This window comes from Streptomyces sp. NPDC001634 (assembly GCF_040298185.1).
Lineage (GTDB): Bacteria > Actinomycetota > Actinomycetes > Streptomycetales > Streptomycetaceae > Streptomyces.
The window spans coordinates 164,350-187,723 of record NZ_JBEOZU010000004.1 but is presented as its reverse complement, the minus strand read 5'-3'; the positions used below and the strand labels follow the sequence as shown (position 1 = coordinate 187,723).

16 protein-coding genes are annotated in these 23,374 nt (G+C 71.7%); 7 read left to right on the top strand and 9 right to left on the bottom strand.

Annotation, left to right across the window (positions count from 1 at the left end):
• Nucleotides 1-3: 3 nt before the first annotated feature.
• Nucleotides 4-1,524 (top strand): glycerol kinase GlpK, encoded by a 1,521-nt coding sequence (glpK, locus tag ABT186_RS04330; protein ID WP_351223162.1) that lies wholly within the window; start codon nt 4-6, stop codon nt 1,522-1,524.
• A 105-nt stretch (nt 1,525-1,629) separates the two neighbouring features.
• Here the strand turns inward: glpK and ABT186_RS04325 are convergent, their stop codons facing one another.
• The 5 genes from ABT186_RS04325 to ABT186_RS04305 form a co-directional block, all read right to left on the bottom strand.
• Complete coding sequence (locus ABT186_RS04325) at nt 1,630-2,235, bottom strand: GTP-binding protein (RefSeq protein WP_351223164.1); 606 nt, start codon at nt 2,233-2,235, stop codon at nt 1,630-1,632.
• The gene (locus ABT186_RS04320; protein WP_351923493.1) at nt 2,216-5,833 is read right to left on the bottom strand and encodes a hydantoinase B/oxoprolinase family protein; all 3,618 of its coding nucleotides are present in this window, start codon (nt 5,831-5,833) and stop codon (nt 2,216-2,218) included. Before ABT186_RS04320 ends, ABT186_RS04325 begins: the two co-directional genes overlap by 20 nt.
• Nucleotides 5,834-6,037: 204 nt before the next feature.
• Nucleotides 6,038-6,433 carry a DUF742 domain-containing protein gene (locus ABT186_RS04315; RefSeq protein ID WP_351223168.1) on the bottom strand — a complete coding sequence of 132 codons (396 nt, stop codon included), beginning with the start codon at nt 6,431-6,433 and terminating at the stop codon, nt 6,038-6,040.
• A 9-nt stretch (nt 6,434-6,442) separates the two neighbouring features.
• Nucleotides 6,443-6,883 carry a roadblock/LC7 domain-containing protein gene (locus tag ABT186_RS04310; RefSeq protein ID WP_351223170.1) on the bottom strand — a complete coding sequence of 147 codons (441 nt, stop codon included), beginning with the start codon at nt 6,881-6,883 and terminating at the stop codon, nt 6,443-6,445.
• Nucleotides 6,880-9,672, bottom strand: a complete 2,793-nt coding sequence (locus ABT186_RS04305) for a nitrate- and nitrite sensing domain-containing protein (protein ID WP_351923491.1) — start codon at nt 9,670-9,672, stop codon at nt 6,880-6,882. Before ABT186_RS04305 ends, ABT186_RS04310 begins: the two co-directional genes overlap by 4 nt.
• A 424-nt stretch (nt 9,673-10,096) precedes the next feature.
• Here ABT186_RS04305 and ABT186_RS04300 point away from each other — a divergent pair, with 424 nt between their 5' ends.
• Nucleotides 10,097-10,693, top strand: coding sequence for a hypothetical protein (locus ABT186_RS04300; RefSeq protein WP_351223174.1), 597 nt, complete (start codon nt 10,097-10,099; stop codon nt 10,691-10,693).
• 65 nt (nt 10,694-10,758) lie between these two features.
• On the opposite strand, the gene ABT186_RS04295 is transcribed toward ABT186_RS04300, so the two are convergent.
• From ABT186_RS04295 to ABT186_RS04280, 4 genes are all read right to left on the bottom strand, one after another.
• Nucleotides 10,759-15,405: a hypothetical protein gene (locus ABT186_RS04295; RefSeq protein WP_351923489.1), complete on the bottom strand. Its 4,647-nt coding sequence runs from the start codon at nt 15,403-15,405 to the stop codon at nt 10,759-10,761.
• Between the two features lie 89 nt (nt 15,406-15,494).
• A complete protein-coding gene (locus ABT186_RS04290; protein ID WP_351223178.1) occupies nt 15,495-16,382 on the bottom strand; it encodes a hypothetical protein in 888 nt (295 codons plus the stop codon).
• Between the two features lie 37 nt (nt 16,383-16,419).
• Nucleotides 16,420-17,946 carry a hypothetical protein gene (locus ABT186_RS04285; RefSeq protein WP_351223180.1) on the bottom strand — a complete coding sequence of 509 codons (1,527 nt, stop codon included), beginning with the start codon at nt 17,944-17,946 and terminating at the stop codon, nt 16,420-16,422.
• Nucleotides 17,947-18,103: 157 nt separating this feature from the next.
• Entirely contained in the window at nt 18,104-18,799 is a 696-nt protein-coding gene (locus tag ABT186_RS04280; protein ID WP_351223182.1) for a GntR family transcriptional regulator, read from the bottom strand.
• A gap of 174 nt (nt 18,800-18,973) precedes the next feature.
• On the opposite strand from ABT186_RS04280, the gene ABT186_RS04275 reads away from it, so the two are divergent.
• From ABT186_RS04275 to ABT186_RS04255, 5 genes are read left to right on the top strand one after another with little or no spacing between them, the layout of a single operon-like run.
• Entirely contained in the window at nt 18,974-20,293 is a 1,320-nt protein-coding gene (locus ABT186_RS04275) for an MFS transporter (RefSeq protein ID WP_351923487.1), read from the top strand.
• Nucleotides 20,290-21,111: a putative hydro-lyase gene (locus ABT186_RS04270; protein WP_351223186.1), complete on the top strand. Its 822-nt coding sequence runs from the start codon at nt 20,290-20,292 to the stop codon at nt 21,109-21,111. Before ABT186_RS04275 ends, ABT186_RS04270 begins: the two co-directional genes overlap by 4 nt.
• A 22-nt stretch (nt 21,112-21,133) precedes the next feature.
• Nucleotides 21,134-21,886 (top strand): LamB/YcsF family protein, encoded by a 753-nt coding sequence (locus ABT186_RS04265; RefSeq protein WP_351923485.1) that lies wholly within the window; start codon nt 21,134-21,136, stop codon nt 21,884-21,886.
• Nucleotides 21,883-22,500 carry a 5-oxoprolinase subunit B family protein gene (locus tag ABT186_RS04260; RefSeq protein ID WP_351223190.1) on the top strand — a complete coding sequence of 206 codons (618 nt, stop codon included), beginning with the start codon at nt 21,883-21,885 and terminating at the stop codon, nt 22,498-22,500. Before ABT186_RS04265 ends, ABT186_RS04260 begins: the two co-directional genes overlap by 4 nt.
• Nucleotides 22,497-23,366, top strand: coding sequence for a 5-oxoprolinase subunit C family protein (locus tag ABT186_RS04255; protein WP_351223192.1), 870 nt, complete (start codon nt 22,497-22,499; stop codon nt 23,364-23,366). The genes ABT186_RS04260 and ABT186_RS04255 overlap by 4 nt, the downstream gene beginning before the upstream one ends.
• The last annotated feature ends 8 nt before the right edge of the window (nt 23,367-23,374 follow it).

The window sequence follows — 23,374 nt, the reverse complement described above, 5'->3', positions numbered from 1 at the left end:
GTCATGACGGACAACGCCCAGAAGTACGTCGCCGCGATCGACCAGGGCACCACGTCCAGCCGCTGCATCATCTTCGACCAGAGCGGTGCGATCGTCGCCGTGGACCAGCGCGAGCACCGCCAGATCTTCCCCAAGCCGGGCTGGGTGGAGCACGACGCCACGGAGATCTGGTCCAAGGTGCAGGCGGTGGTCGCGGGCGCGATCGCGAAGGCCGGACTGCGGGCCGATCAGCTCAGCGCGCTCGGCATCACCAACCAGCGCGAGACGACGGTCCTGTGGGACCGCGCCACGGGCAAGCCCGTGCACAACGCGATCGTCTGGCAGGACACCCGGACGGCCGCGCTGTGCAACGAACTCGGGGGCTCCGACGGGCAGGACCGTTTCCGCGAGCAGACGGGACTGCCGCTCGCGAGCTACTTCTCCGGTCCCAAGGCCGCCTGGCTCCTCGACAACGTGCCCGGCCTCCGGGCCCGCGCCGAGCGCGGCGAGATCGCCTTCGGCACCATCGACTCCTGGCTGATCTGGAACCTGACCGGAGGCACGGACGGCGGACAGCACGTCACCGACGTCACCAACGCCGGGCGCACGATGCTGATGAACCTGGAGACGCTCCAATGGGACTCCTCGATTCTGTCCGCCATGAACGTCCCGGAGGTGGTCCTGCCGGAGATCAGGTCCTCCTCCGAGGTGTACGGAGCCGCCGTGGGCCAGCTCGCGGGCGTCCCTGTCGCATCGGCGCTCGGCGACCAGCAGGCCGCCGTGTTCGGCCAGGCCTGCTACGACGTGGGCACGGCGAAGAACACCTACGGCACGGGCAGTTTCCTCCTGCTCAACACCGGTAACCGGCCGGTGCCGTCGAAGAACGGACTGCTGACCACCATGGGCTACAAGATCGGCGGTGAGGCCCCAGTCTACTGTCTGGAGGGATCGATCGCGATCACGGGTGCACTGGTGCAGTGGTTCCGCGACCAGCTCGGAATCATCCGTACCGCGGACGAGATCGAGACACTGGCGGCGAGTGTCGAGGACAACGGCGGGGCGTACATCGTGCCTGCGTTCTCCGGCCTGTTCGCGCCGTACTGGCGCTCCGACGCGCGCGGTGTGATCACCGGGCTGACGCGGTATGTCACCAAGGCACACCTCGCGCGGGCGGTGCTGGAGGCGACGAGCTGGCAGACGCGCGAGGTCGTGGACGCCATGTACCAGGACTCCGGGGTGCAGATCACCACCCTGAAGGTCGACGGCGGCATGACGAAGAACAACCTGCTGATGCAGCACCAGTCGGACGTGCTCGGTGTGCCGGTGATCCGTCCGAGGGTCTCTGAGACGACCTGCCTGGGTGCGGCGTACGCCGCGGGCCTCGCGACCGGGGTGTGGAACGACCTCGACGAGCTGAAGTCGCACTGGCAGAAGGACGTCGAATGGACGCCCGCCATGGAGGGGTCGGTGCGCGACCGCGAGTACCACAACTGGCGCAAGGCCGTGGAGAAGAGCTTCGGCTGGCAGGAGGACGGAGTGAACTGAGAAGCACCCTTCACGCGCGCGTGCGTCCCGCGTGAGTCACGCGCGCGTACACGACTGCGGCCCGTACCCCGGTCGGCGGGGGTACGGGCCGTACGTGCCCCGGATTCAGGTGGTGATGCTCTCGCGGCGGTCGGTCGTGTGCGCCATGGCGTGCCGGACGACCTCGATCAGGAACTCCTTGACCGACTCGCGCTCACGGGCGTCGCCGACCACGACCGGTACGTCGTCGTCGAGGTCGAGTGCCCGACGTACGGCCTCGGCCGGGTAACGGGCCGCGCCTTCGAAGCAGTTGACGCCGACGACGAAGGGTATGGAGCGCCGCTCGAAGTAGTCGACGGCGGCGAAGCAGTCCTCCAGACGGCGGGTGTCGGCGAGGACGACGGCACCCAGGGCACCGGTGGCCAGTTCGTCCCACAGGAACCAGAAGCGGTCCTGGCCGGGCGTCCCGAACAAGTACAGCACCAGATCCTCGCGCAGGCTGATCCGGCCGAAATCCATGGCGACGGTGGTGGTGTGCTTGCCCTCCACGCCACTGGTGTCATCGACCGGGCGGCCCGCCTCGGTGAGCACCTCCTCTGTACGCAACGGCCTGATTTCGCTGACCGCGCCGACGAGGGTCGTCTTGCCCACGCCGAATCCGCCGGCCACGAGGATCTTGAGCGTGACGGGCTCGAACGGAGGCTTACCGCGCTCACTGCGCCCGAAGATCATCGTTCTCTTCTCCTGCTGGATGGGGGTCGAGGGGCGGCGGTCCGTAGCCTCCGCCGCCGGGGGTTTCGATGACCAGTACGTCGCCGGGGCCGACGTCTTCCGAATCACTGCCCGCGAGATGCCTCACGGTTCCGTCCGCGCGTTCGACGCGGTTGGCGCCGAGCGCTCCGGGCTTGCCTCCCGCCATGCCGTAGGGCGGGACTCTGCGGTGCTGGGAGAGGGTTGAGACGGTCATGGGCTCCTGGAATCGGATGCGGCGCACGGCGCCGTCCCCGCCGCGCCAGCGGCCGGCCCCGCCGCTGCCGCGCCGTACGGCGAACTCGTCGAGCAGGACCGGCAGCCGCCACTCGAGGACCTCGGGATCCGTCAGGCGCGAGTTGGTCATGTGGGTCTGCACGACGGGTGCGCCGGGGAAGCCGTCTCCGGCGCCGGAGCCGGAGGCCACTGTCTCGTAGTACTGGTACCGGTCGTTGCCGAAGGTGACGTTGTTCATGGTGCCGGAGCCCTCGGCCTGTACTCGGAGGGCCGCGTACAGGGCGCCGGTGAGAGCCTGCGAGGTCTCGACGTTGCCGGCGACGACAGCGGCCGGAAACTCGGGCGCGAGCATCGAACCGGGTGGCACGACGATGTCGAGGGGCCGCAAGCAGCCGTCGTTGAGAGGGATGTCGTCGGCCACGAGGGTGCGGAAGACATAGAGGACGGCGGCGTTGACGACCGAGAAGGGGGCGTTGAAGTTGGAGTCGAGCTGCTCGGACGACCCGGTGAAGTCGACGGTCGCGGAGCGGTTCTCACGGTCCACGCGCACACGGACTCGGATGACCGCGCCGGAGTCGGTCTCGTAGGCGTACTCGCCGTCGTCCAGGGCATCGATGACACGGCGGACGGCTTCCTCGGCGTTGTCCTGGACGTGCTTCATGTACGCCTGGACGACGTCGAGCCCGAAGTTCTCGATCATTCGGCCGACTTCGTCGACGCCCTTCTGGTTGGCGGCGATCTGGGCGCGCAGGTCGGCGAGGTTGGTCCTCGGATTGCGCGAGGGATACGGCGCCTCGGTGAGCAGGCGGAACGTCTCCTCCTCACGAAAGCGGCCGTTCTCGGCGAGCAGCCAGTTGTCGAAGAGGACGCCCTCCTCCTCGATGACTCGGCTGTGGGCGGGCATGGAGCCGGGGGCGATGCCGCCGATCTCCGCGTGGTGCCCGCGGGAGGCGACGTAGAAGAGGATCCGCTCACCCTCCGTGTCGAAGACCGGGGTGATGACGGTGACGTCAGGCAGATGGGTGCCGCCGTGGTACGGGTCGTTGACCGCGTATGCGTCGCCGGGGCGCATGCCGCCCGCGCGCCGCTGGATCACCTCCTTGACGCTGGTGCCCATCGAACCGAGGTGGACGGGGATGTGCGGGGCGTTGGCGACCAGGTTGCCCTCGGGGTCGAAGAGGGCGCAGGAGAAGTCCAGGCGTTCTTTGATGTTGACCGACTGGGCGGTGGATTCGAGACGGGCGCCCATCTGTTCGGCGATGGACATGAAGAGGTTGTTGAAGACCTCGAGCAGAACCGGGTCGGCTTTTGTGTCGAGACCGGAACTCTCCGTAATCGCCGCGCGTTCCATGACCAGATGCCCGTCGTCGGTCGCCGCGGCCCGCCAGCCGTCGTCGACGACGGTCGTCGCACTGGCCTCGGTGATGATCGCGGGGCCGGTGACGGATTCGCCGGGAGGGAGGTGCTCCCGGCGGTGGAGAGGTACGTCGCGCCAGGCGCCGCCCGTGTGGAGGCGGACGGTCTCGGGGGCGGCGGGTTGGCCTTCGTATGGGGCGAGGGCGGAGAGATCGGGGGGTTCGGTGATGCCGGTGGCTTCCACGGAGAGGGCTTCGACGACGATCGGGCGGTCGAGCGTGAAGGAGTACGTGGCGCGATGACGACTTTCGAAGGCGTGCCTCATCGCGTCGGGCTCGGTCAGCTCGACGGTGAGGGTGGTGTCCGTGCCGTCGTATCGCAGCTGGGCCCGGCGGGTGACCCGGATGCGGTCCTGGGGAACGTCCTCGGCGAGGAGTTCTGCGCGGGCGGCGCTCTCCAGGTCGTCGGCGGTCTTGAGGACGCCGGGCATCGAGGCGGGCTCCAGGGGTGCCTCGACGGACTGTTCGCGCATGGCCGTGGTGTCGGCCAGTCCGATGCCGAGCGCGGAGAGCACACCCGCCATGGGCGGTACGAGGACGGTGCGGATGCCCAGAGAGTCCGCGACCATGCACGCATGCTGGCCACCTGCTCCACCGAAGGTGGTGAGCGCGTAGCGGGTGACGTCGTGGCCCTTCTGGACCGAGATCCGCTTGACGGCGTTGGCGATGTTGGCAACGGCGATCTGCAGGTAGCCCTCGGCGACCTGTTCGGGGGTGCGGTCGTCGCCGGTCCGCTCACGGATCTCGTCCGCGAGCGCGGCGAACCGCTCCCGGACAAGAGCGTCCTCGAGCGGCTGGTCGCCGTCCGGGCCGAACACCCTGGGGAAGTGGGCGGGTTGGATACGGCCGAGCATGACGTTGGCGTCGGTCACGGTGAGCGGGCCGCCGCCGCGGTAGCAGGCGGGCCCCGGGTCCGCGCCCGCCGAGTCCGGCCCTACGCGGTAGCGGGAGCCGTCGAAGTGGAGGATCGAGCCGCCGCCCGCCGCGACCGTGTGGATGTCGAGCATGGGCGCCCGCAGCCGGACACCGGCGATCCGAGTGGTGAAGACGCGTTCGTACTCACCGGCGAAGTGCGACACATCGGTGGATGTGCCGCCCATGTCGAAGCCGATGACACGGTCGAAACCGGCGAGCTGCGACATCCGGGCCATGCCGACGATGCCGCCCGCCGGCCCGGACAGGATGGCGTCCTTGCCGCGAAACTGTCCGGCCTCGGCGAGCCCTCCGTTGGACTGCATGAACATCAGCCGGACGCCTTCGAGTTCGTCGGCGACGTGCTGGACGTAACGGCGCAGGACGGGCGAGAGGTAGGAGTCGACGACCGCGGTGTCGCCACGCGGGACCAGTTTCATCAGGGGGCTGACCTCACTGGAGAGCGAGATCTGGGGGTAGCCGGTGCGGGCGGCCAGCTCGCCGACGGCCTGCTCGTGGGCGGGGTACAGATGGCTGTGCATGCAGACCACGGCGATCGCGCGGATCCCGTCGTCGTAGGCCTCCTGGAGCGGTCCCGCCAGTGCTTCCAGATCGGGGGCCTGCAGGACGGTGCCGTCGGCGGCGATGCGTTCGTCGACCTCGACGACCCGCTCGTACAGCAGCTCGGGCAGCTCGATGGCGCGGGCGAAGATGCTCGGACGGTTCTGGTAGGCGATGCGCAGGGCGTCACGGAAGCCACGGGTGATGACGAGGAGGGTGCGTTCTCCTTTGCGTTCCAACAGTGCGTTGGTGGCGACGGTGGTGCCCATCCGGACGGCGTCGATCGGCCCGCCGTCGTCGAGGAGTTCGTGTACGCCCGCGACCGCTGCGTCGGCGTACCGGTGGGGGTTGTCCGACAGCAGCTTGTGGGTGAGCAGGCGCCCGTCCGGGCGGCGCGCGACGATGTCCGTGAAGGTGCCGCCGCGGTCGACCCAGAACTGCCAGCCCGTGGTCACGTCCGTCTCTCCGATCGCGCTGGTCGGAACCGTGTCCGCAGGTGGGTGATCGGCCCACTGCGGTCAGTCGTCGACGATCGGTCAGATCATAACGGCAGGGCCGTCCTGGCGTCGGTTCGCCCACCGGCGTGCCTTGTCACGCCACCGGCAGACGGCCCCGCCCAGATTTCCGCACGCTCGCCCGGAGCGCGCGGAAACCCTGGCTCACAAGGCCCGCAGGCCGTTGATCACATCGCGCAGGATGCTCTCGTCCACCAGCTCGGCGGGCGGCACGGGACGCGACACATGCACCAGGTCCTCGTCCACGAGATCGCCGATGAGGACGCGCACCACACCGATGGGCAGATCGAGTTCGGCGGCGAGCTCGGCGACCGACTGGGGGGTGTCACGGCACAGTTCGACGATGCCCACATGCTCCGGGGACAGCGACGGGTCCGCCCCGGGGTCGTCCGCGTCCGGCTCCGTGACGACCACCGCGATGAGGTCGAGGCGGTGCTGGGCCGCATGGCTGGTGCGGCCGCGCGTCATGGCGTACGGACGGACCACCGGCCCGGCCTCGTCGTCGAACCAGTGGCTGCTTCCCTGACCGTCTCCGCTCATGTCATCCCACTACCCGCCCGAGGGCAGATCGGTGCGCGGAGCGGACCCCAGATGTACGCCGACCCGCTTGACCAGGAGCGTCATCTCGTACGCCACCTGCCCGACGTCCGAGTCGGCGTCCGAGAGGACGGCGAGGCAGCTGCCGTCGCCGGCGGCGGTCACGAACAGGAACGCCTCGTCGAGTTCGACGATGGTCTGACGGACGCCACCCGCGTCGAAGTGCCGGCCGACGCCCTTGGCGAGGCTGTGGAATCCGGAGGCGACCGCGGCGAGGTGCTCGCTGTCCTCCCGGCTCAGCTCCTTGGAGACCCCTGTGGGCAGGCCGTCGCTCGAGAGAACGAGCGCCTTGCGGATGCTGGCGACGCGCTCCACCAGATCGTCGAGAAGCCAGTTCAGCTCTCCCGACCCCTTGCTGGACGCGGTGGGCCCTCCGGCCTTCGGTGCGGTCATCGACCGTCCCCCTTTGTCGTTCCTCGTGCTGAGCCGTCCTGGGCCTCGTCGCCCGCGGCGTTCTCCTCGCGGCCGCGCTGCCAGCCCCGCTGGAGCGAGGTGAAACGGCTGCGGACCTCGTCGGCGTCGCGCTCGGCGAGACCCGCCCGGTTCGCGGCGCGGGACCCCTCACGCTCGGCGCGCCGGTCGGGGCCTTCCCTCAACTGCGGGGCCAGGCTGGCCTGCCGGACCCGTCGGGGCAGTGCACCCGCGCCCGATTCGCCCTCTCCGGCCGCCGCGCCCCGGGGCGGAGTGGTCCCGTCCGAGCCGGCCGAGGGCCGGGTGCGACGCCGCTGAGGCAGGGCGGGGGCCTCGGAGCGGTCACCGTGCAAACGTGCGGTGCCTCCCGTGAGTTCCCCTGCAAGACCGGACGGACGGCCGGCTTCCCGAAGCCCCGTCGCCGCCCGGTCGAGCGGGTCCGGCAGGTCGTCGGCTCCCCCGCGTCGCGGTTCCGGGCCCGTCACCGGGCGGCCGTGCGAGCTGACGAGCTTGGGGGTCCGGCGGCGCGGCAGCGGGACCGGGTCGCCCGCGTGGTCGGTGTCGCCGGGGCGGCCCGGTTCGCGCCGCCTGTCGCGTGTCGGCTGGTGGTGCCCGGCCGGGACGCCCCCGAGGGAGCTGCGCGGGCGGAACAGACCGCCGCGTTCGCTGTCCTCGTCGCCGAGGGCACCGGGGAAGTCGTCGATGGCGTCAAGGTCGACGGGGGCCTCCAGTTCGACCGGCCCGTCCAGGATCGACGCCGGAATGCCGGGGAGCTTCACGGGCCCGTGGGAGAGCGCCGACGTGCGCTCGCCCTCGGTGCCGGTCTCCTTGCCGGGCAGCGCCCGGTCCAGGCGGAAGCCGATCCCGTTCGTGTCCGGGACGTCGTCGGTGAGCAGCGCGTCGGGGATGAAGACGACGGCCGTGGTGCCGCCGTACGGGGACGGCTGGAGGGAGACGCGGACGTTCTGGCGCTGGGCGAGCCGGCTCACCACGAAGAGGCCGAGCCGATCGGTGTCGGAGAGCTCGAACTCGGGGGTCTCGGCGAGCCTGAGGTTGGCGTCAAGGAGCGCCTCGGCCGCCATGCCGAGGCCGCGGTCGTGGATCTCCAGGGTGAAGCCGTTGGCTACACGTTCGCCGATGACCTGCACTGCGGTGTGCGGCGGCGAGAACACTGTGGCGTTCTCCAGGAGTTCGGCCACCAGGTGGGTGAGGTCGGCCACAGCGGGCCCGGTGACGGCGACGCGGGGCAGCCGGCGCACCTCGATGCGTTCGTAGTCCTCGACCTCGGCGACGGCGGCGCGCACCACGTCCATGAGCTGGATGGGCTTGCGCCACTGCCGGGAGGGGGCGGCGCCGGAGAGGATCACCAGGCCCTCGGCGTGGCGGCGCATACGCGTGGTGAGGTGGTCGAGGCGGAACAGGTCGGCGAGTTCCTCGGTGTCCTCGGTCCTGCGCTCCATGGTGTCGAGCAGGGTGAGTTGCCTGTGCAGCAGGACCTGGCTGCGGCGGGCGAGGTTGACGAAGACCTCGGAGACGCCCGCGCGCAGCTCGGCCTGCTTGACGGCGGCCTCGACGGCGGCGCGGTGGAGGGTGTTGAGGGCATGGCCGACCTCGCCGATCTCGTTCTTGTCGTACTCCAGGCGCGGCACCTCGGTCTCGACGTCGACCTGTTCGCCCGCCGAGAGCCGGCGCATGACGCTGGGGAGCCGCACCCCGGATGCCTCGTGTGCCTCCAGGCGCAGCCGGCGCAGATCGCGGATGAGGGTGCGGCCGATGCGTACGGACATGATCAGCGAGACCAGCAGGGCGACAAGGCCCAGGACGCCCGCGACGGCCGCTTTGACGATGACGTCGACGGCGAGGGGCCGGACGCGGTCCTGGTAGCGGTCTCCGGCCTCGGTGCCCATCCTGTCGAGCTGGCCGAGGACCTGGCTGGCGGCCTCGTCCCAGCTCTTGGCTGTCACGCCGTGCGGGGTGCCGGGGGTGGCGTTGACGACGGTCTGTTCGGCCACGCGCAGGGGGGCGGTGTCGGCGTTCTTCCAGTAGCGCTGGAAGCGTCCGCTCTCCGAGCCCGGCAGCAGCGCCAGGCTGACGTCGTACATCACGGCACGCTGGGCGACGAGGTCGGAGACGTCGTGGATGTCGTGGCGGGTGACCCGGCCGGCGACGAGCGCGGAGCCCAGGAGGGCGTCCTCACGGGAGAGCAGCTCGCGGGCCCGGGAGACGCCGACGAGGGCGCGGCCCTGCTTGTCCATCTCCACGTTGTCGAGGACCTGCAGGTTGGCCAGGAGCGTGAAGCAGGGGTCGATCAACCGGTTGTAGAGGTCGAGGGCCTGGGAGCGGTTGACGGTGCCGTCCTCGACGCTGCGGCGCAGCGAGTCGATGCCCTCGAGGGCGTCCAGGATCGAGGCGAGGCGCTCGGTGGTGGCCGGCCCCATGTCGTCGCGCAGGTCGCCGTCCTTGCTGTTGCGACGGAGCTTCGCGATGACCTGGTCCGTGGCGGCGCGGCTGCGGCGCAGTGCGGCGAGCGAGTCGGAGGCACGCGGATCGGCCAGGTAGACGAGGGTCTGGCGGCGTTCCTGTTGCAGGACGCGAACGGTGTCCTCGGTGGGGTAGCCGGCCTTCTCGACGATGTACGAGACGTTGAACAGCGACTGGGCCCCGCGGCCGGTGAGCTCCGTCGCGAAGGCCCAGATGGCGGTCAGGGACAGCAGCGGCACGAGAAGCAGCGCCACGATCTTCCGGCGGATGGACTTCCCGCGAAAGCGCATGGCCTCCCCCAGCTCGCCCCCCTCTGGTCCGGGGGGTACACATGTGCGTCAACAAACGGCGTGAGCCTACTACCGACACACAGGTATCTCGAAGGACCGACCGGGCGCACCACCCCATGGACAGCGAACAGGACATGGGGAGTTGTCCTGCCATTACGGGAGATTGCATCCCGGAAACCGGCGTTCGGCGCAGGAGGGCAACCGGCCGGGAACATGGGCCGGTTGGCCAGAATTTTTCCTTCGATGGGAATCTTCACGGAACGTCGATCGTCTTCCTGTACGGGAAATGGGGGCGGAATCGGCCACAGGCGCCGCATGCCGCAACCAGGCGGCGTAAAAGAGCGCAAGCCGGGCAGCCACTGGGAAGCCGGAGTCGGATGACACCGGGACGAGCGGGCTGCGGGCGGTGGGGAGTGACGAGTTGATGGGCACGGGGGAGCGGGTCGGGGCGCCCGGGACGGGTGTTGCGACGCCCACGGCGATGCGACGGCGCCCGCAGGCACCGGATCGCGACATTCCGGCGGACGCGGGCCGAGAGGCAACGGAGGGGCGCGGCATGGCGGACGGGTGGAGCTCGTCGGCGGGCGAGAGGCGCACCACGAAGGACAAGGGACAGCGCGAGGCGCCCTACTACCGGCCGTTGTGGGTCGAGGAGCCCGCGCGCCGGCGGCGGCTGCCGGATCCGGTGCGGACGGCGGCGGTGCGGGCGGTGCTCATCATCTCGGTGACGCTGATCCAGGCGGTGATCGCCTTCCTGTGCACGCTGGCGGGCTCCTGGCTGGCGTTCCCCATGGTGCTGAGCAGCGTGGCCAGCACGGTGGTCGCGACCTGGGGCGTGCTCGACGTCTGGGTGACGCGCCAGGTGTGGAACCAGCGCAATGGGGTGGTCTCGGCTCCGAGCAGCACGGCCCGGTCCTTGCGCAGGGAGCGGCGCCTGGCCCGTCGGCAGGCGCGGGCCGCGGAGCGGGCGCAGGAGCGTATACGCAGGCAGGGCGGGACCGGGCAGCTGTCGCACCCGTGATGGGGTGAGGGGCGCGGAGGAGCGGGCTGCTGACGAGCCCGCCCCACCGTGGTCACGCCCCGCCTCTACGGGGCGCCTACTGCCGGTCGTTTGAACATCCGTGTCGCCGTGATCTCGCTGTGCACCGCTTCCCCCGCCTGGGGCTGCTGCGGCAGTCCGGGCCTCAGATGCTCCTCGACACGGATGTACTTCAGTCCGGCCCGTAGGTCCGCGTCGTTGCGCAGCCGGATGACCAGCGGGAACTCGGCGAGCGCGGTCGTGTCGAACAGGCCGGTGGTGTACAGGAGCTGGACGCCGAGCGCGTCCGACACGGCCCGCTGAAGCTCCAGAAGGTATGTCGCGTTGGCACGTCCGATGGGGTTGTCCAGGAACAGCGTGCCGGCGTGGCGGTGTTTGTCGCGGCCGCGGTCGTTCGACCGCAGCGCGGCCATCGTGCAGTACAGGGCGATGGCTGCGGTGAGCAGCTGGCCACCGGAGAACACGTCACCCATCTGCCCGACCGGCACCCGCTCGGCGCGCAGTACGGCGTCGGGCTTGAGGATCTCGACGGTGACGCCCTTGGGCTGGAGCGCCGCGCCGACTCCCCTCAGGAGCAGTGACATTCCGTCGCGCCGCAGGTCGGAATTCTTCTTCACGGCGGCCCGGGTCGCCTCGTCGATGACCTCCCCGAGCCGTTCGATGAGAGTGGCCTGGTCGGGTTCCTCGAAGCGAATGCGCAGGAACTCCTGGCCGGACCACTCGCCGAGCCCCTCGGGCAGGCGGGACAGCCGCTGGGCCGACCGCAGGGTGGCCAGTGCGGACTCCACCAGCCCGCGCAGCCGGTCCACGATCGAGTCCCGGTTGCGTTCCAGCTGCGCCAACTCATCGGTGAGGACGCGGAGTCGGGGCGCGAACGCCTCCGCCCACTTCTGCGCGTGTTCCGGCAGTGCGGACGCGGGCAGTTCACGGATCTGCTGCCGGGCGGGCGTGCGGACCTGCTCGTACCGCGTGGAGTTGGCGTGCCGTACGAGTACGTCGCCGGCCTCACGTACCGACGCTTCGGCGGCGGACAGGTCGGCGGCGCAGCCGCGCAGCGAGCGGCGGGCCTCGGCGGCGGCCTGCCGGGCCTCTTCGAGGGTGCCCGGGTAGGGCTCCGGCTGCTCATGCTCCTCGTCGGAGGCGTGCTCGCGCAGCAGGTCGCGGAGCATCGCCGCGATCTCGTCGAAGCCGCTCGCCGCGTCCTCGGCTGCCCGGTGGGCGTCGAGGAGTTCGGCATGTGCCTCGCGGGCCTGGCTGAGCGCCTCGGCGCGGGAGGCGAGTTCGCCGGTCGCCGCGCGCAGCAGGGTCTGGGCGTGCTCGGTGTCCCGGGGTACCAGCTCCTCGTTCAGCTCGGTGTGGGCCTCGCCGTCCTCGGGCGCGTGCCGCTCGGCCTCGCCGCGCAGCCGGCCGAGATGCTCGCTCGCCGTGGACATCCGGGTCTCCAGGAGCTGCACCAGCTCTTCCGCGCGAGCGGCGGCGGCCTGCCGGGACGGGCCGTCGGAGCCGTCCGGGGACTCAAGGAGCTGTTCGGCGCGTGTACGCACCTTGTTGCTGAGCCGGTCCAGTTCGGCGAGCGCGGCGGACTCGTCGCTCTCGGCCCGCGCCTGCTCGGCCCTCAGGTCGGCGCCGACGCCGACCTTCTCGTACACCTGGGAGGCGGCCCGGTAGGCCTCGCGGAGGGCGGGCAGGGACGCCTTCGGCGTGTCGGCGTCGTCCTCCGGCACGTCGTCGGGGGCGCCCGCGATCTCCGCACGTTCGGCGCGCAGTGCTCGCGCCGTGCGGCGGGCGTCGTCTGCGGCGCGCTGGGCAGCGCGCCGGTCCTCGTCGGCGGCACGGGCGCGCTCCAGACAGGACTGGGCACGCGCTTCCGACTCGACCGCGTCGTCGGCGAGTTCGCGCACCTTGACCTGCCAGCCGGCGCGTTCACGCAGCCGGAAGGCGAGTCCGGCGAGCGCGTCCGCGGCCCGCCGGGCCTTCTGCGCGGCCTCCTGCCGCTCGTCGCGCACCTGGGCGGCCTCGGCCGCGGCCTCGTCGGCCTCGGCCCGGACGGTGCGCGCCTCGGCCAGTTCGGCCTCGGCCTCCTCCGCGAACACGCGCGCGTCCCGGGCGGCCGTGGCGAGTTCGGTGAGCCGTCCGGCCGGACAGCCGGTGCGCCAGGACGCCAGCCGGGCCGCCAGTTCGCGGTCCTTGCCGAGCCGGGCCGCCAGCACCCGGATCTCCTCGTCCCGCTCGCCGGCCCGCGCGCGCAGCGCCTGCCGCTCCTCGTCGGCGGCGTGCTCGTCGTGCATGGCCGGGTTCGGCGGGACGAGGAACACATCGCCGCCGTTGCCGCCCTCGTCGAGGGCCGGGGTCGGGGCGAGCAGCGCGGCGGCCGTGCCGACGGCGACGGCGGAGCGCGGCAGCAGCGCGGCGTCGCTCAGCGTCTCGCGGGCCCGAGCGTGCGAGTCCGGGTCGGTGATGATCACACCGTCGACCAGTTCGGGCCGGGCGGCCAGCACGCGCGCGTGGTCGGCGGGGTCGACGGCCTGCGCGAGATAGCGCCAGCCGGGCAGGGCGGGGATGCCGTGCTCGCCGAGGAACTCGACGGTCGCCAGCACGTCGGGGCCCGGCGGCAGGAGCCCACCGTCACCGAGGGCGCCGAGGATACGGGCGTCGTCGGCCGCGGCGGTCCGCAGTTCGAAGAGCTGTCGCTCGGCGGAGGAGACGGTGTCGTCGAGCAGCTCGCGCAGTTCGTCGGCGAAGCCGTCCAACTCCTCGGGGGTGAGGGGGCCCTCCCCCGTTGCCGGGGCATCGGCCGCGCCCGTGTCCTCGTCACGGCGGGGCCCCGGCACCCGGGTACGGGCGCCGCTTCCCGACAGGCTCAGCAGTTCCGCCAGCCGCTCCTCCGCCGCAAGCGCCTGAGCCGTCCGGTGCTCGGCTTCGTACGCCCGCGCTGCGGCCGTGGCAGCGTCCGCCGCGCGGGCTGCTGTCAGTTCCGTGCGGGACTCGGCGGATGCCGCCTCGCGCGCGTGCTCGGACGCCCGGCGGGAGGCCTCACGTGCTGTGTCCCAGGCAGCGACGGCCGTCTTCTCGGCGTCGCTGGCGGCGAGCGCAGCCCGCGCCGGGTCGGCGTCGGGCGCGCTGTCGTCCAGCCAGCCCGCACGCACGGCCTCCGTGGTCTCCTGCTCGACCTCGCTCAGGCGCTGGCGCAGATGTCCGACCTCACTGCGGGCGCGCTGGGCCTCCGTGGCGGCAGCGGTCGAGTCGCGGTAAGCGGACTCGCTGACCTCCTGGAGCGCGGCGGACCGCTCCTCCTCCTCGTTGGCGAGGGTCTCGGCGCTCTCGGCGGCCGCGTGCAGCGCCCGTACGAGATCGACGGCGGCCTTGGCGCGGGCGGCGAGCGCCGGTGCGGCGTCCCGCTCGGCGTCCCTGATCACGGCCGCAACGCGCGCGGAGCGGTCGGCGGCGGCACGGTGCCGCAGCACGGCCTCGGCGGCCTGCCAGGCCGTGTACAGCTGGCGTGCGTCGGCCAGTTCGCGCTTCTGCGCGGCGGCGGCCTTCTCCGCTCCGGCCAGCGCCAGCGAGGCATGCCGATAGGCAAGTTCGGCCGCGATCAGCGCACTGCGCTCGCGGGCGCCCTCGGCATGGGTGACGGCGTACGCGGCGGCGGTCACCCGCTGGGCGAGGTCGGCGGCCCGCACCCGCTCCTGTACCCCGCGCGCGCACAGCCGCCGCGCCAGTGTGCGCGTCCGCCGCTCGGCTCCGGCGTGGATGTCCCGTGCCCGCGAACGCGCCTCGGCGGCGTCGACGATGCGCCCGAGCAGGTCCACCGACCCGGCCGTGAAGTCGCGTTCGGCGATCAGCTCGGAGCGCCGGCCCAGCTTGTTGCCGAAACCGCTCACCAGATCGGCGAGTCCGTCGGTGTCCCGGGTGTCGGTGACGGCGCGCAGCAGCAGATCCGTGAAGTCGGAGTCCTTCTTGACCGCGAAGAGGCCGGCGGCCTCACCCTCGTCGGCGTTCATCTCCCGCTGGTAGCGGAAGAGTTCGGGGTCCAGACCGAGGTCGGTCAGGTGTTCGTTCCAGCGGTCGTGGATCTCCTCCCAGTGCACCTCCAGATGCGGGTACGCCTTGCCCGCCTCCGTGAGGGCGTCCCGGAAGCCCTTCATCGTGCGGCGGCGCCCCTGCGCCCCGGAAGCGCCCTCGACGGGCGGACGTACGGCGGTGGACTCGGCGACCGGCAGATTGTCCAGGCTGAGCCCGGGGCCCGGCCGGAAGGAGTACCAGGCCTCCGCGAACTTCCGCGGGTCGTTGGAGACCTGGCGTCCGCGCCACTCGCTCACCTTGCCGACCACGACGCATTCGCCGGTCAGCGTGTGCTGCCATTCCAGGGCCACGTGCCCGCAGTCGTCTGCGAGCAGGAACTTGCGCAGCACACCCGAGCTGGCGCCGCCGAGCGTGTTGCGGTGACCCGGAAGCATCACCGAGAAGATCAGCTTGAGCAGGACGGACTTGCCGCCGCCGTTCTCCAGGAAGAGCACGCCCGCGGGCGCGGGCCGGCGCGGTGGCCCGGCGGGCTCCTCCTCGAAGAACTCGCCCTGGGTGGGCGCGGGGTCGGGCACCGGATCACCCACACCCCGCAGGTCCAGCACGGTGTCGGCATAGCGCGCACCGGCGGGCCCGATGGAGTAGAGGCGGACCCGGGACAGCTCGTACATGGCGGCGGACTCTCGTCGTAAGTCTTGCTGAGTCTTCGGAAACGTGGGGAAGTTCGGGAGCTGCCGGAGCTCAGGAGCTCCGGGTGGCTTCAGGAGCTTCCGGAATGGAACGGCAGGCCGGCGTCGGCCACCAGCTCCAGGTCGTCGGTGTCCTCGGCGGGCAGCAGGCTGGCCGTGCCGTCGGTCACCGGGACGACGCCCAGTTCGAGGAGTTCGGCCATGGCGGCACTGCCCGCCATGTCGCGAACCTGGAGCTGGTATCGGGCCGTCGTGCGGTACGTGCCGCCGCTCTCGTCGCCCGTGCGCTGCAGAAACCCGGAGTCCGTGAGGAACGCGACGGCCTTGCCGACGATGCCGGTGGTCGAACCCGCCAGCCTGCGCGCATCCTTGGTGGCCCCGGTCGCGCTGCGTCTGGCCCAGATCCGCCAGGCCGCCTCCAGGCCGGGCGCGTCCGTCGCCGGGTCGGTGTTCTCGCCCTGTTCCTCGGCCCGCTCCTCCAGCCGGCGGCAGGCCTGGCGTACGAAGGCGTCGACGCCGTTGACCGTGACGCGCCCGATGTAGCCGTCGTCGGCCAGGTCCTCGGGGCGTGGGAACGCCAGGGCGGCGACGGCAAGATGGGCGAGACCGTGCAGGAAGCGGTCACCGGAGTCGGACGACGTGCGACGCGCGTAGTCGCCCATACGGACGGCGAACACGGAGTCCTCGGCGGCGGTCACGGCCATCCCCGCGCGCGGGGAAACCTCCAGGACGACCAGGCCCAGCCCGGTGGCGACGGCGTCTGCGAGCCGCGCGAACGGCGGGTCCTCGCGGTAGCGGCGCAGCAGCTCCGCGTACTCCTGGTCACGGGCGGGCTGGAGCTTGGGCTGCAGCCCGAACGCGACGAGCCGCGCCGCGTCGGCGGCGTCGGCGGGGGTGACGGCGCTGCTCACCGACGGGGCGGCGGCCTCCGGCTCACTCCACTCGACGTGCTCGGTCACGGTTGGGGCTCCTCGTTGCGCTGATATGTGTTGCTGGTCATGCCGCTTCTGTCCGGTCCGCGGCCATTCCCGCCGCATCCAGCAGAGCCGTGCCGACGATCAGGTCCGCACCGCCGAACTCGGGATCGTCCAGCTCCGTGCCGTCGTCCACGGCGAACAACAGCTTCTCCTCGCCCTGCCGGTAGGCCGTGCCAACCGGGGGGCTGGCCGCATGCACGGCCAACAGGGCAACCAGATACGGCAGATCGGGATCCCGACGGCGGGCCTCGGTGAGCAGCCCGGACAGCCGTCGCGGCGCATCCGCCGGCAGGTCGAGCAGCTCCATGGCTGCGGCCAGCTGCTCCTCGCTGAACCGGCTGTCGTCCGGCGTGGCGATCAGATCCGGCTCGGGCATCTCGGCCCCGAGGTGCTCGCGCTCCACCGGTGGCGTCAGCAGCAGGTCGACGAGGTCCGCGACCCGCACAGAACCGGGGGTGCGCAGCCCCGTCCCCTGGGCGAAGAAGGCGTCGGTGACACGGATCGCCTGCTCCAGCGGGAGCGGCAGCACCGGTGCCACCAGATGCCCGTACAGATCTATCCCCGACGTCGTCATCGGCGTGGCGAACGCCTGCCGGTCCTGCTCGGCGCGGAACAGCGGTCCGGCTTCCAGGAGCCGTGACTGCAGCTGTGTGTGCCTGCGGATGCAGTCCTTGACGATGTCGACGAGTTCGGCGGCGCGCCGCTTCTGCTCGGGGTCCTCGGACTCGTCGCGGGCTTTGCGGATGTTGGTGAGGATCGCGTTCTCGTGGCGGTAGCGGTCGGCGACGTGGTCGAGGGCCTCGGCGATCATGTCCGGTACCGCGTTCAGCCAGTCCACCGCCCGGACGTTGCGCCGGGTCGCGTCCAGGGCCTTGCGTAGCGTCTCCGAGTACTGCACGGTCCGGTAGCGCGCCTGCTCGGCCGCGAGCTGGGCGTCGGCCAGGCGTCCGCGACTGATCAGCACCTCCAGCTTGACCTCGGCAGCGATCTGGGCGCTGGTGACGTCCGTGTCGAGGGCGCCGACGAGGACGTTGACCGCCTCGTCCGTCGTACGGAGGTAGACGCTTCCGCCGTACCCCGGCACCTCTTCGATCAGCTTGAAGTCGTAGTCACGGCGGACATATGCACCATCCGGCGCAAATGTGCCGTATACGGCTCGAAAGCCGCGGTCGACGCTGCCGACGTTGATCAGGTTCTCCAGGACCCAGCGGGCCACCCTCTCGTGCTCGGCGACCGGGCGCTGCGGGGCCTGGGCGGCGATGCGCGGGATGAGGCGCGCCACTATCTGGTCGTGGTCGGCGCCCGTGTCGAAGTCCATGTTCAGCGTGACCAGGTCGATGGCGGCAAGGGCGACCTCCGCCATCCCGTACACCGAGTACTCCCCCGCGAGGTTCGCCTTGCGTGCGTCGAGGTCGTGCAGCGGCGCGGTGCAGGCGAGCGCGCGCAGCCGCCGCGCCAGCCCCTCGTCGGCGGCCGGTCCCGGAGCGGGGCGCGGCCCCGCGCCGAGCTGGGGCGGAACACGGTCCGTCGATGCAGGCGAAGTCACGGTGCACAGATTAGGTCCTCGGTCTGACAACGGCCCAAACGACGGCGCTCCGCCGGGGGAGCCGGAAGCGCGGTCGCATTTCCCGTGCGGGCCGTGCGTGGCTGGTCGCGCAGTTCCCCGCGCCCCTACAGGGCGCGTCCCGTCGGGGCGCGGCCCCTTATCCTCCTTCGGCCACCCGGCGCCCGTAGACCTCGACGAGGCCCGCGCGCGAGTCCTGGAGGTAGACCGTGAGCAGTTCCTCGGCCCGGTCGCACTCTCCCGCCTGCAAGGTCTCGAGGATCTGCTGGTTGCGTACGAGATACGGCTCGTGCAGTCGCCGCGGGTCGTCCACGACATGGAAGGCCAGTCGTAGTTCGGCGAAGACGCTCCGCATCAGTTCGTCCGTGCGCGCACTGCCCGCGAGGGCCACCAGTTCCCGGTGGAAGTGGATGTTGGCCGTGCCCAGCCCGCTCCAGTCGCCGTCGCGGGCTGCCCGCCGTCCCGCCGCGACGGCCTCGGTGAGTCCCTCCAGCGCGTACGGCGGCTCACCGAGCCCCCGTACGACGGCGCACTCGACGAGCCTGCGGGTGCGGTAGATGTCCTCGACGTCCTCGACGGTCAGAACCCGTACGAAGACCCCCCGGTTCAACTCGTGGACGAGCAGCCTCTCGTGCGTGAGCAGCCGGAACGCCTCCCGCAGCGTGTTACGGGAGACGCCGAGCGCACCGCCGATGCTGTCCTCCGACAGCCGGGTGCCGGGCGGGAAGTACCCCTCGGCGATCCGGCTCCTGAGGATGTCCGAAACCCGCTCGGCGGTGCTGGTGCGCCCCAGAAGCGCGCGGTCGTCGGCCAGTCCCGTCAGCTGCTCTGCCATGACCGGAATTCAATCGCAGATACAAGGACGAAACAACATGGGTATTGAAGGATCGTTCAACGATCCTCTACCTTGCTACGCACGGCGCCGCCCCGCTCTCCACTGCGGCGCCGCGGCTTCCGCACGGCACAGCTCAGTTCCCAGCACCCTCCGTCCCTCATCTGCGAGGTGCCCATGAGCACAACCCCTCCGCCGGAGGCGCTGACCTCCGACACCCGGCCGGAAACGGATGAACGCAGCGCCGGCGACGGCCCGTTGGGCTGGCTGCGCGCCCTGGGGCCGCGCGGCCGTCGCGCCTTCGCGGGCGCTTTCGGCGGCTATGCCCTCGATTCCTACGACTACTTCACGCTGCCGCTGAGCATGGTCGCGCTGGCGGCCCACTTCGGTCTGGACAGCGGCCAGACCGGCCTGTTCACCACGGTCACCCTGGTCGTCTCCGCGGTCGGCGGTGCCGTCGCGGGCGTGGTCGCCGACCGCATCGGACGGGTCAAGGCCCTGATGATCACCGTGATCACCTACGCCGTGTTCACGGTCGCCTGCGGCTTCGCGCCCACCTACGAGACGCTGCTGGTCTTCCGCGCCCTCCAGGGCCTTGGCTTCGGAGGCGAGTGGGCGGTCGGCGCGATCCTGGTCGCCGAGTACGCAAGCGCCAAACACCGGGGCCGTACTCTCGGCGCGATCCAGAGCTCCTGGGCCGTCGGCTGGGCGCTCGCCGCCGTCGTCTACACCCTGGTCTTCTCCTTCGTCGGCAACGACCTCGCCTGGCGCGTGATGTTCTGGACCGGCGCACTGCCCGCCCTGCTCGTGATCTGGGTGCGCCGCCGGGTGCACGACGCCCCGGTGGCGACGGCCGTGCGCGAACGGAGCGACCGGAAGGGCTCCTTCGCGGCGATCTTCAAGCCGGGCACGGCCGAGGCCCCGGGTCTGCTGCGCACGACGGTCTTCGCGGGCCTGCTCTCCACCGGTGTGCAGGGCGGCTACTACACGCTGGCGACCTGGGTGCCGACCTATCTGAAGACGGAACGCGGCCTGTCCGTCGTCGGCACCGGCACGTACCTTACCTTCCTGATCTCCGGAGCCTTCATCGGCTACCTGACCGGCGGATACCTCACCGACCGGCTGGGCCGCAGGCGCAACATCTGGCTCTTCGCACTGCTCTCGGCGATCTGCATCCTGACGTACGCGAACATCCCGAGCGGCGCCAACACCCTTCTCCTGCTTCTCGGTTTCCCGCTCGGGTTCTGCATGTCGGCGATCTTCAGCGGCTTCGGGTCCTATCTGAGCGAGCTGTATCCGACCGCGGTGCGGGGCACGGGGCAGGGCTTCACCTACAACACCGGCCGCGCCGTGGGCGCCGTCTTCCCGACCCTGGTGGGCTTCCTGGCCGACAGCTGGGGCGTGGGCGGTGCGCTGGTCTTCGGCGCGATCGGATACGGCCTCGCGGCACTGGCGCTGCTGGGACTTCCGGAGACACGCGGGAAGGAACTGCTGTGAACCGTACGGAAGACCGCCCCCTGACCCTTGTCGACGAGCACGCGCACACGTGGAGCGCGAAAGACGCCCGGGCCCGCTTCCGGGAAGGTCTCACCGGCCCCACGGCCGGGGCCGCCGCGGGCCACACCCAGGTCAACCTGATCTCGGTCCCCGCCGACTGGGCCTACGACACGCTGCTGTTCTGCCAGCGCAATCCGAAGCCCTGCCCGGTCCTCGACGTCACCGACGCCGGCTCCTGGTCGACGCTCCTCGCGGACGGCGCCGACCTGCGCACCGATCTGCCGCGCTACCGGGTGTGGCGGGACGGCGAACTGGTGGACGAGCCGACGGACGTGGTCGCCCACTGGCGCGACGACCTGGTCTCCTTCCTCATCGGCTGCAGCTTCACCTTCGAGTGGGCCCTCACCGAGGCGGGCGTCCCCATGCGCCACATCGAGCAGGGCCGCAACGTCCCGATGTACGTGACCAGCCGCCAGTGCCGTCCGGCGGGGCGGCTGCACGGCCCCATGGTGGTCTCCATGCGCCCGATTCCGCCGCAGCACCTGGCGGCCGCCATCCGCGAGAGCAGTCTGCTCCCGGCCGTCCACGGCAGCCCCGTACACTGCGGCGATCCGTCGGGCCTCGGCATCGATGACCTCGGCCGACCCGACTTCGGCGACCCGGTGGACGCCGAACCGGACGACATCCCGGTGTTCTGGGCCTGCGGTGTGACCCCGCAGGCCGCGGTGACGGCCTCGCGCCCGCCGTTCGCCATCACCCACGCACCGGGGCAGATGTTCATCACCGACGCCCGCGACGACCAGTACCGCGTCGCCTGACGTCGCCCGACCAGGAGGGACCATGATCGATCTGAACGCCGACCTCGGCGAGGGCTTCGGCCGGTGGCAGCTCACCGACGACGAGCGGCTGCTGTCCGTCGTCACGAGCGCCAACGTGGCCTGCGGATTCCACGCCGGGGACGCGGCCACCATGCGGCGGGTGTGCGAGCTGGCGGCCGAGCGCGGCGTACGGATCGGCGCCCAGGTCTCCTACCGCGACCTGGCCGGTTTCGGGCGGCGTGCGATGGACGTGCCGCCCGCCGAGCTGGCCGCAGAAGTGGCGTACCAGATGGGTGCGTTGGAGGTCTTCGCGCGTGCGGCGGGCTCCCGCGTGTCGTACGTGAAACCGCACGGCGCGCTCTACAACCGGGTCGTCCACGACCAGCGGCAGGCGGAGGCGGTCGTCGACGGCGTGCTGCTCGCGGACGCTGCGCTGCCCGTGCTGGGTCTGCCCGGGTCACGCCTGCTCGAGGTGGCCGAGAAGGCCGGACTCCCGGTCGTCACCGAAGCGTTCGCGGACCGCGCCTACACCGATGAGGGCACGCTCGTGCCGCGCGGCCAGGACGGCGCGGTGGTCACCGACGCGGACACGGTCGTGGAGCGCTCGGTGAGCCTCGCCCGCTTCGGGGTCGTCTCCGCGCACTCCGGACGCGACATCCCCGTACGGGCGCGCTCCCTGTGTCTGCACGGCGACACGCCCGGCGCGGTCGAGCTGGCCCGCCGGGTGCGTGCCGAGCTGGAGGCCTCGGGCGTACGCGTGGAGGCCTTCGCATGAGGGCGCTGCCCGTGGGCGACGAGGCCCTGCTCGTCGAGCTGTCCTCCGGCGAGCAGGCGCAGGCCCTGCACGCCGAACTGCTGCGCCGCAGGGCCGCCGGCGAGTTGACGGTACGTGAGATCGTCCCGGCCGCCCGAACGGTCCTCCTCGACGGCCTGCCCGATCCCTCACGGTTCGCGGCCCGGCTCGCCGCATGGGAGATCCCGCCGGTGCCCGCGCGCGCCGAGGACGCGATCGAGATCCCCGTACGGTACGACGGTCCCGATCTGCCGGAGGTGGCCGCCCTGTGGGGCGTGCCGCCTCACGAGGTGGCGCGGATCCACGCGGCGGCCGAGTTCCGGGTCGCGTTCTGCGGGTTCGCGCCCGGCTTCGGCTATCTCACCGGTCTGCCGGACCGCTACGACGTGCCGCGCCGAGCCACCCCGCGCACGGCCGTGCCGACGGGCTCGGTGGCGCTCGCGGGCCCGTACACGGGCGTGTACCCGCGCTCGTCGCCGGGCGGCTGGCAGCTCATCGGCACGACCGACACGGTCCTGTGGGACCACGCGCGCGTGCCCGCCGCTCTGCTCGCCCCGGGCGCCCGCGTCCGCTTCGTCCCGGTGGGGTCCGGATGACGGACCGTGCGCTCGCCGTCGTCCGGGCCGGGGCGCTGACAACCGTGCAGGACCAAGGGCGGCCCGGTCATGCCCATCTCGGGGTGCCGCGCTCCGGGGCGCTCGACGCGCCCGCGGCGGCGCTCGTCAACCGGCTGGTCGGCAATCCGCCCGCGGCGGCCGTCCTGGAGACGACGCTCAACGGCTGTGCCGTGCGGCCCCGTTCGACGGTCGTTGTCGCGGTCGGCGGTGCGCCCTGCAAGGTCACCGTGGACGGCCGTCCCGCGCCCTGGGGGGCGCCGGTGCGGGTGCCGGGCGGCGCGTTGCTCGACGTCGGGCCCGCCCGGTCCGGAGTGCGCAGTTACCTGGGTGTCTCGGGTGGGGTGGCCGTGGAGCCGGTCCTCGGAAGCCGGTCCACGGACCTGCTCTCCGGGCTCGGGCCGCCGCCACTCACGGACGGTGCCGTGCTCCCCCTGGGGAGGCCGATCGGTCCCCACGCGCGCGTGGACGCCGTTCCGCAGCCGGGTCCGCCGGCCGAGCTGGTGCTGCGGGTGACGCTGGGGCCGCGCGCCGACTGGTTCACGGCGGATGCGATCCGCACCCTCGTCACGCGCGCGTACCGCGTGTCCTCCGCGAGCAACCGCATCGGCCTGCGCACGGAGGGCCCCGTGCTGGAACGTGCCCGGCCGGGCGAACTCCCCAGCGAGGGGATGGTTCTGGGCGCGGTCCAGGTACCGCCCGACGGCAGGCCGGTCGTCTTCCTGGCCGACCATCCGACCACCGGGGGGTACCCGGTGATCGCGGTCGTCCGGTCCGCCGACCTCGCGGCCGCGGCCCAGTCGACTCCGGGCACCCCCGTCCGTTTCACCGTCGTGAGCCGCCGCTGAGCCGCCGC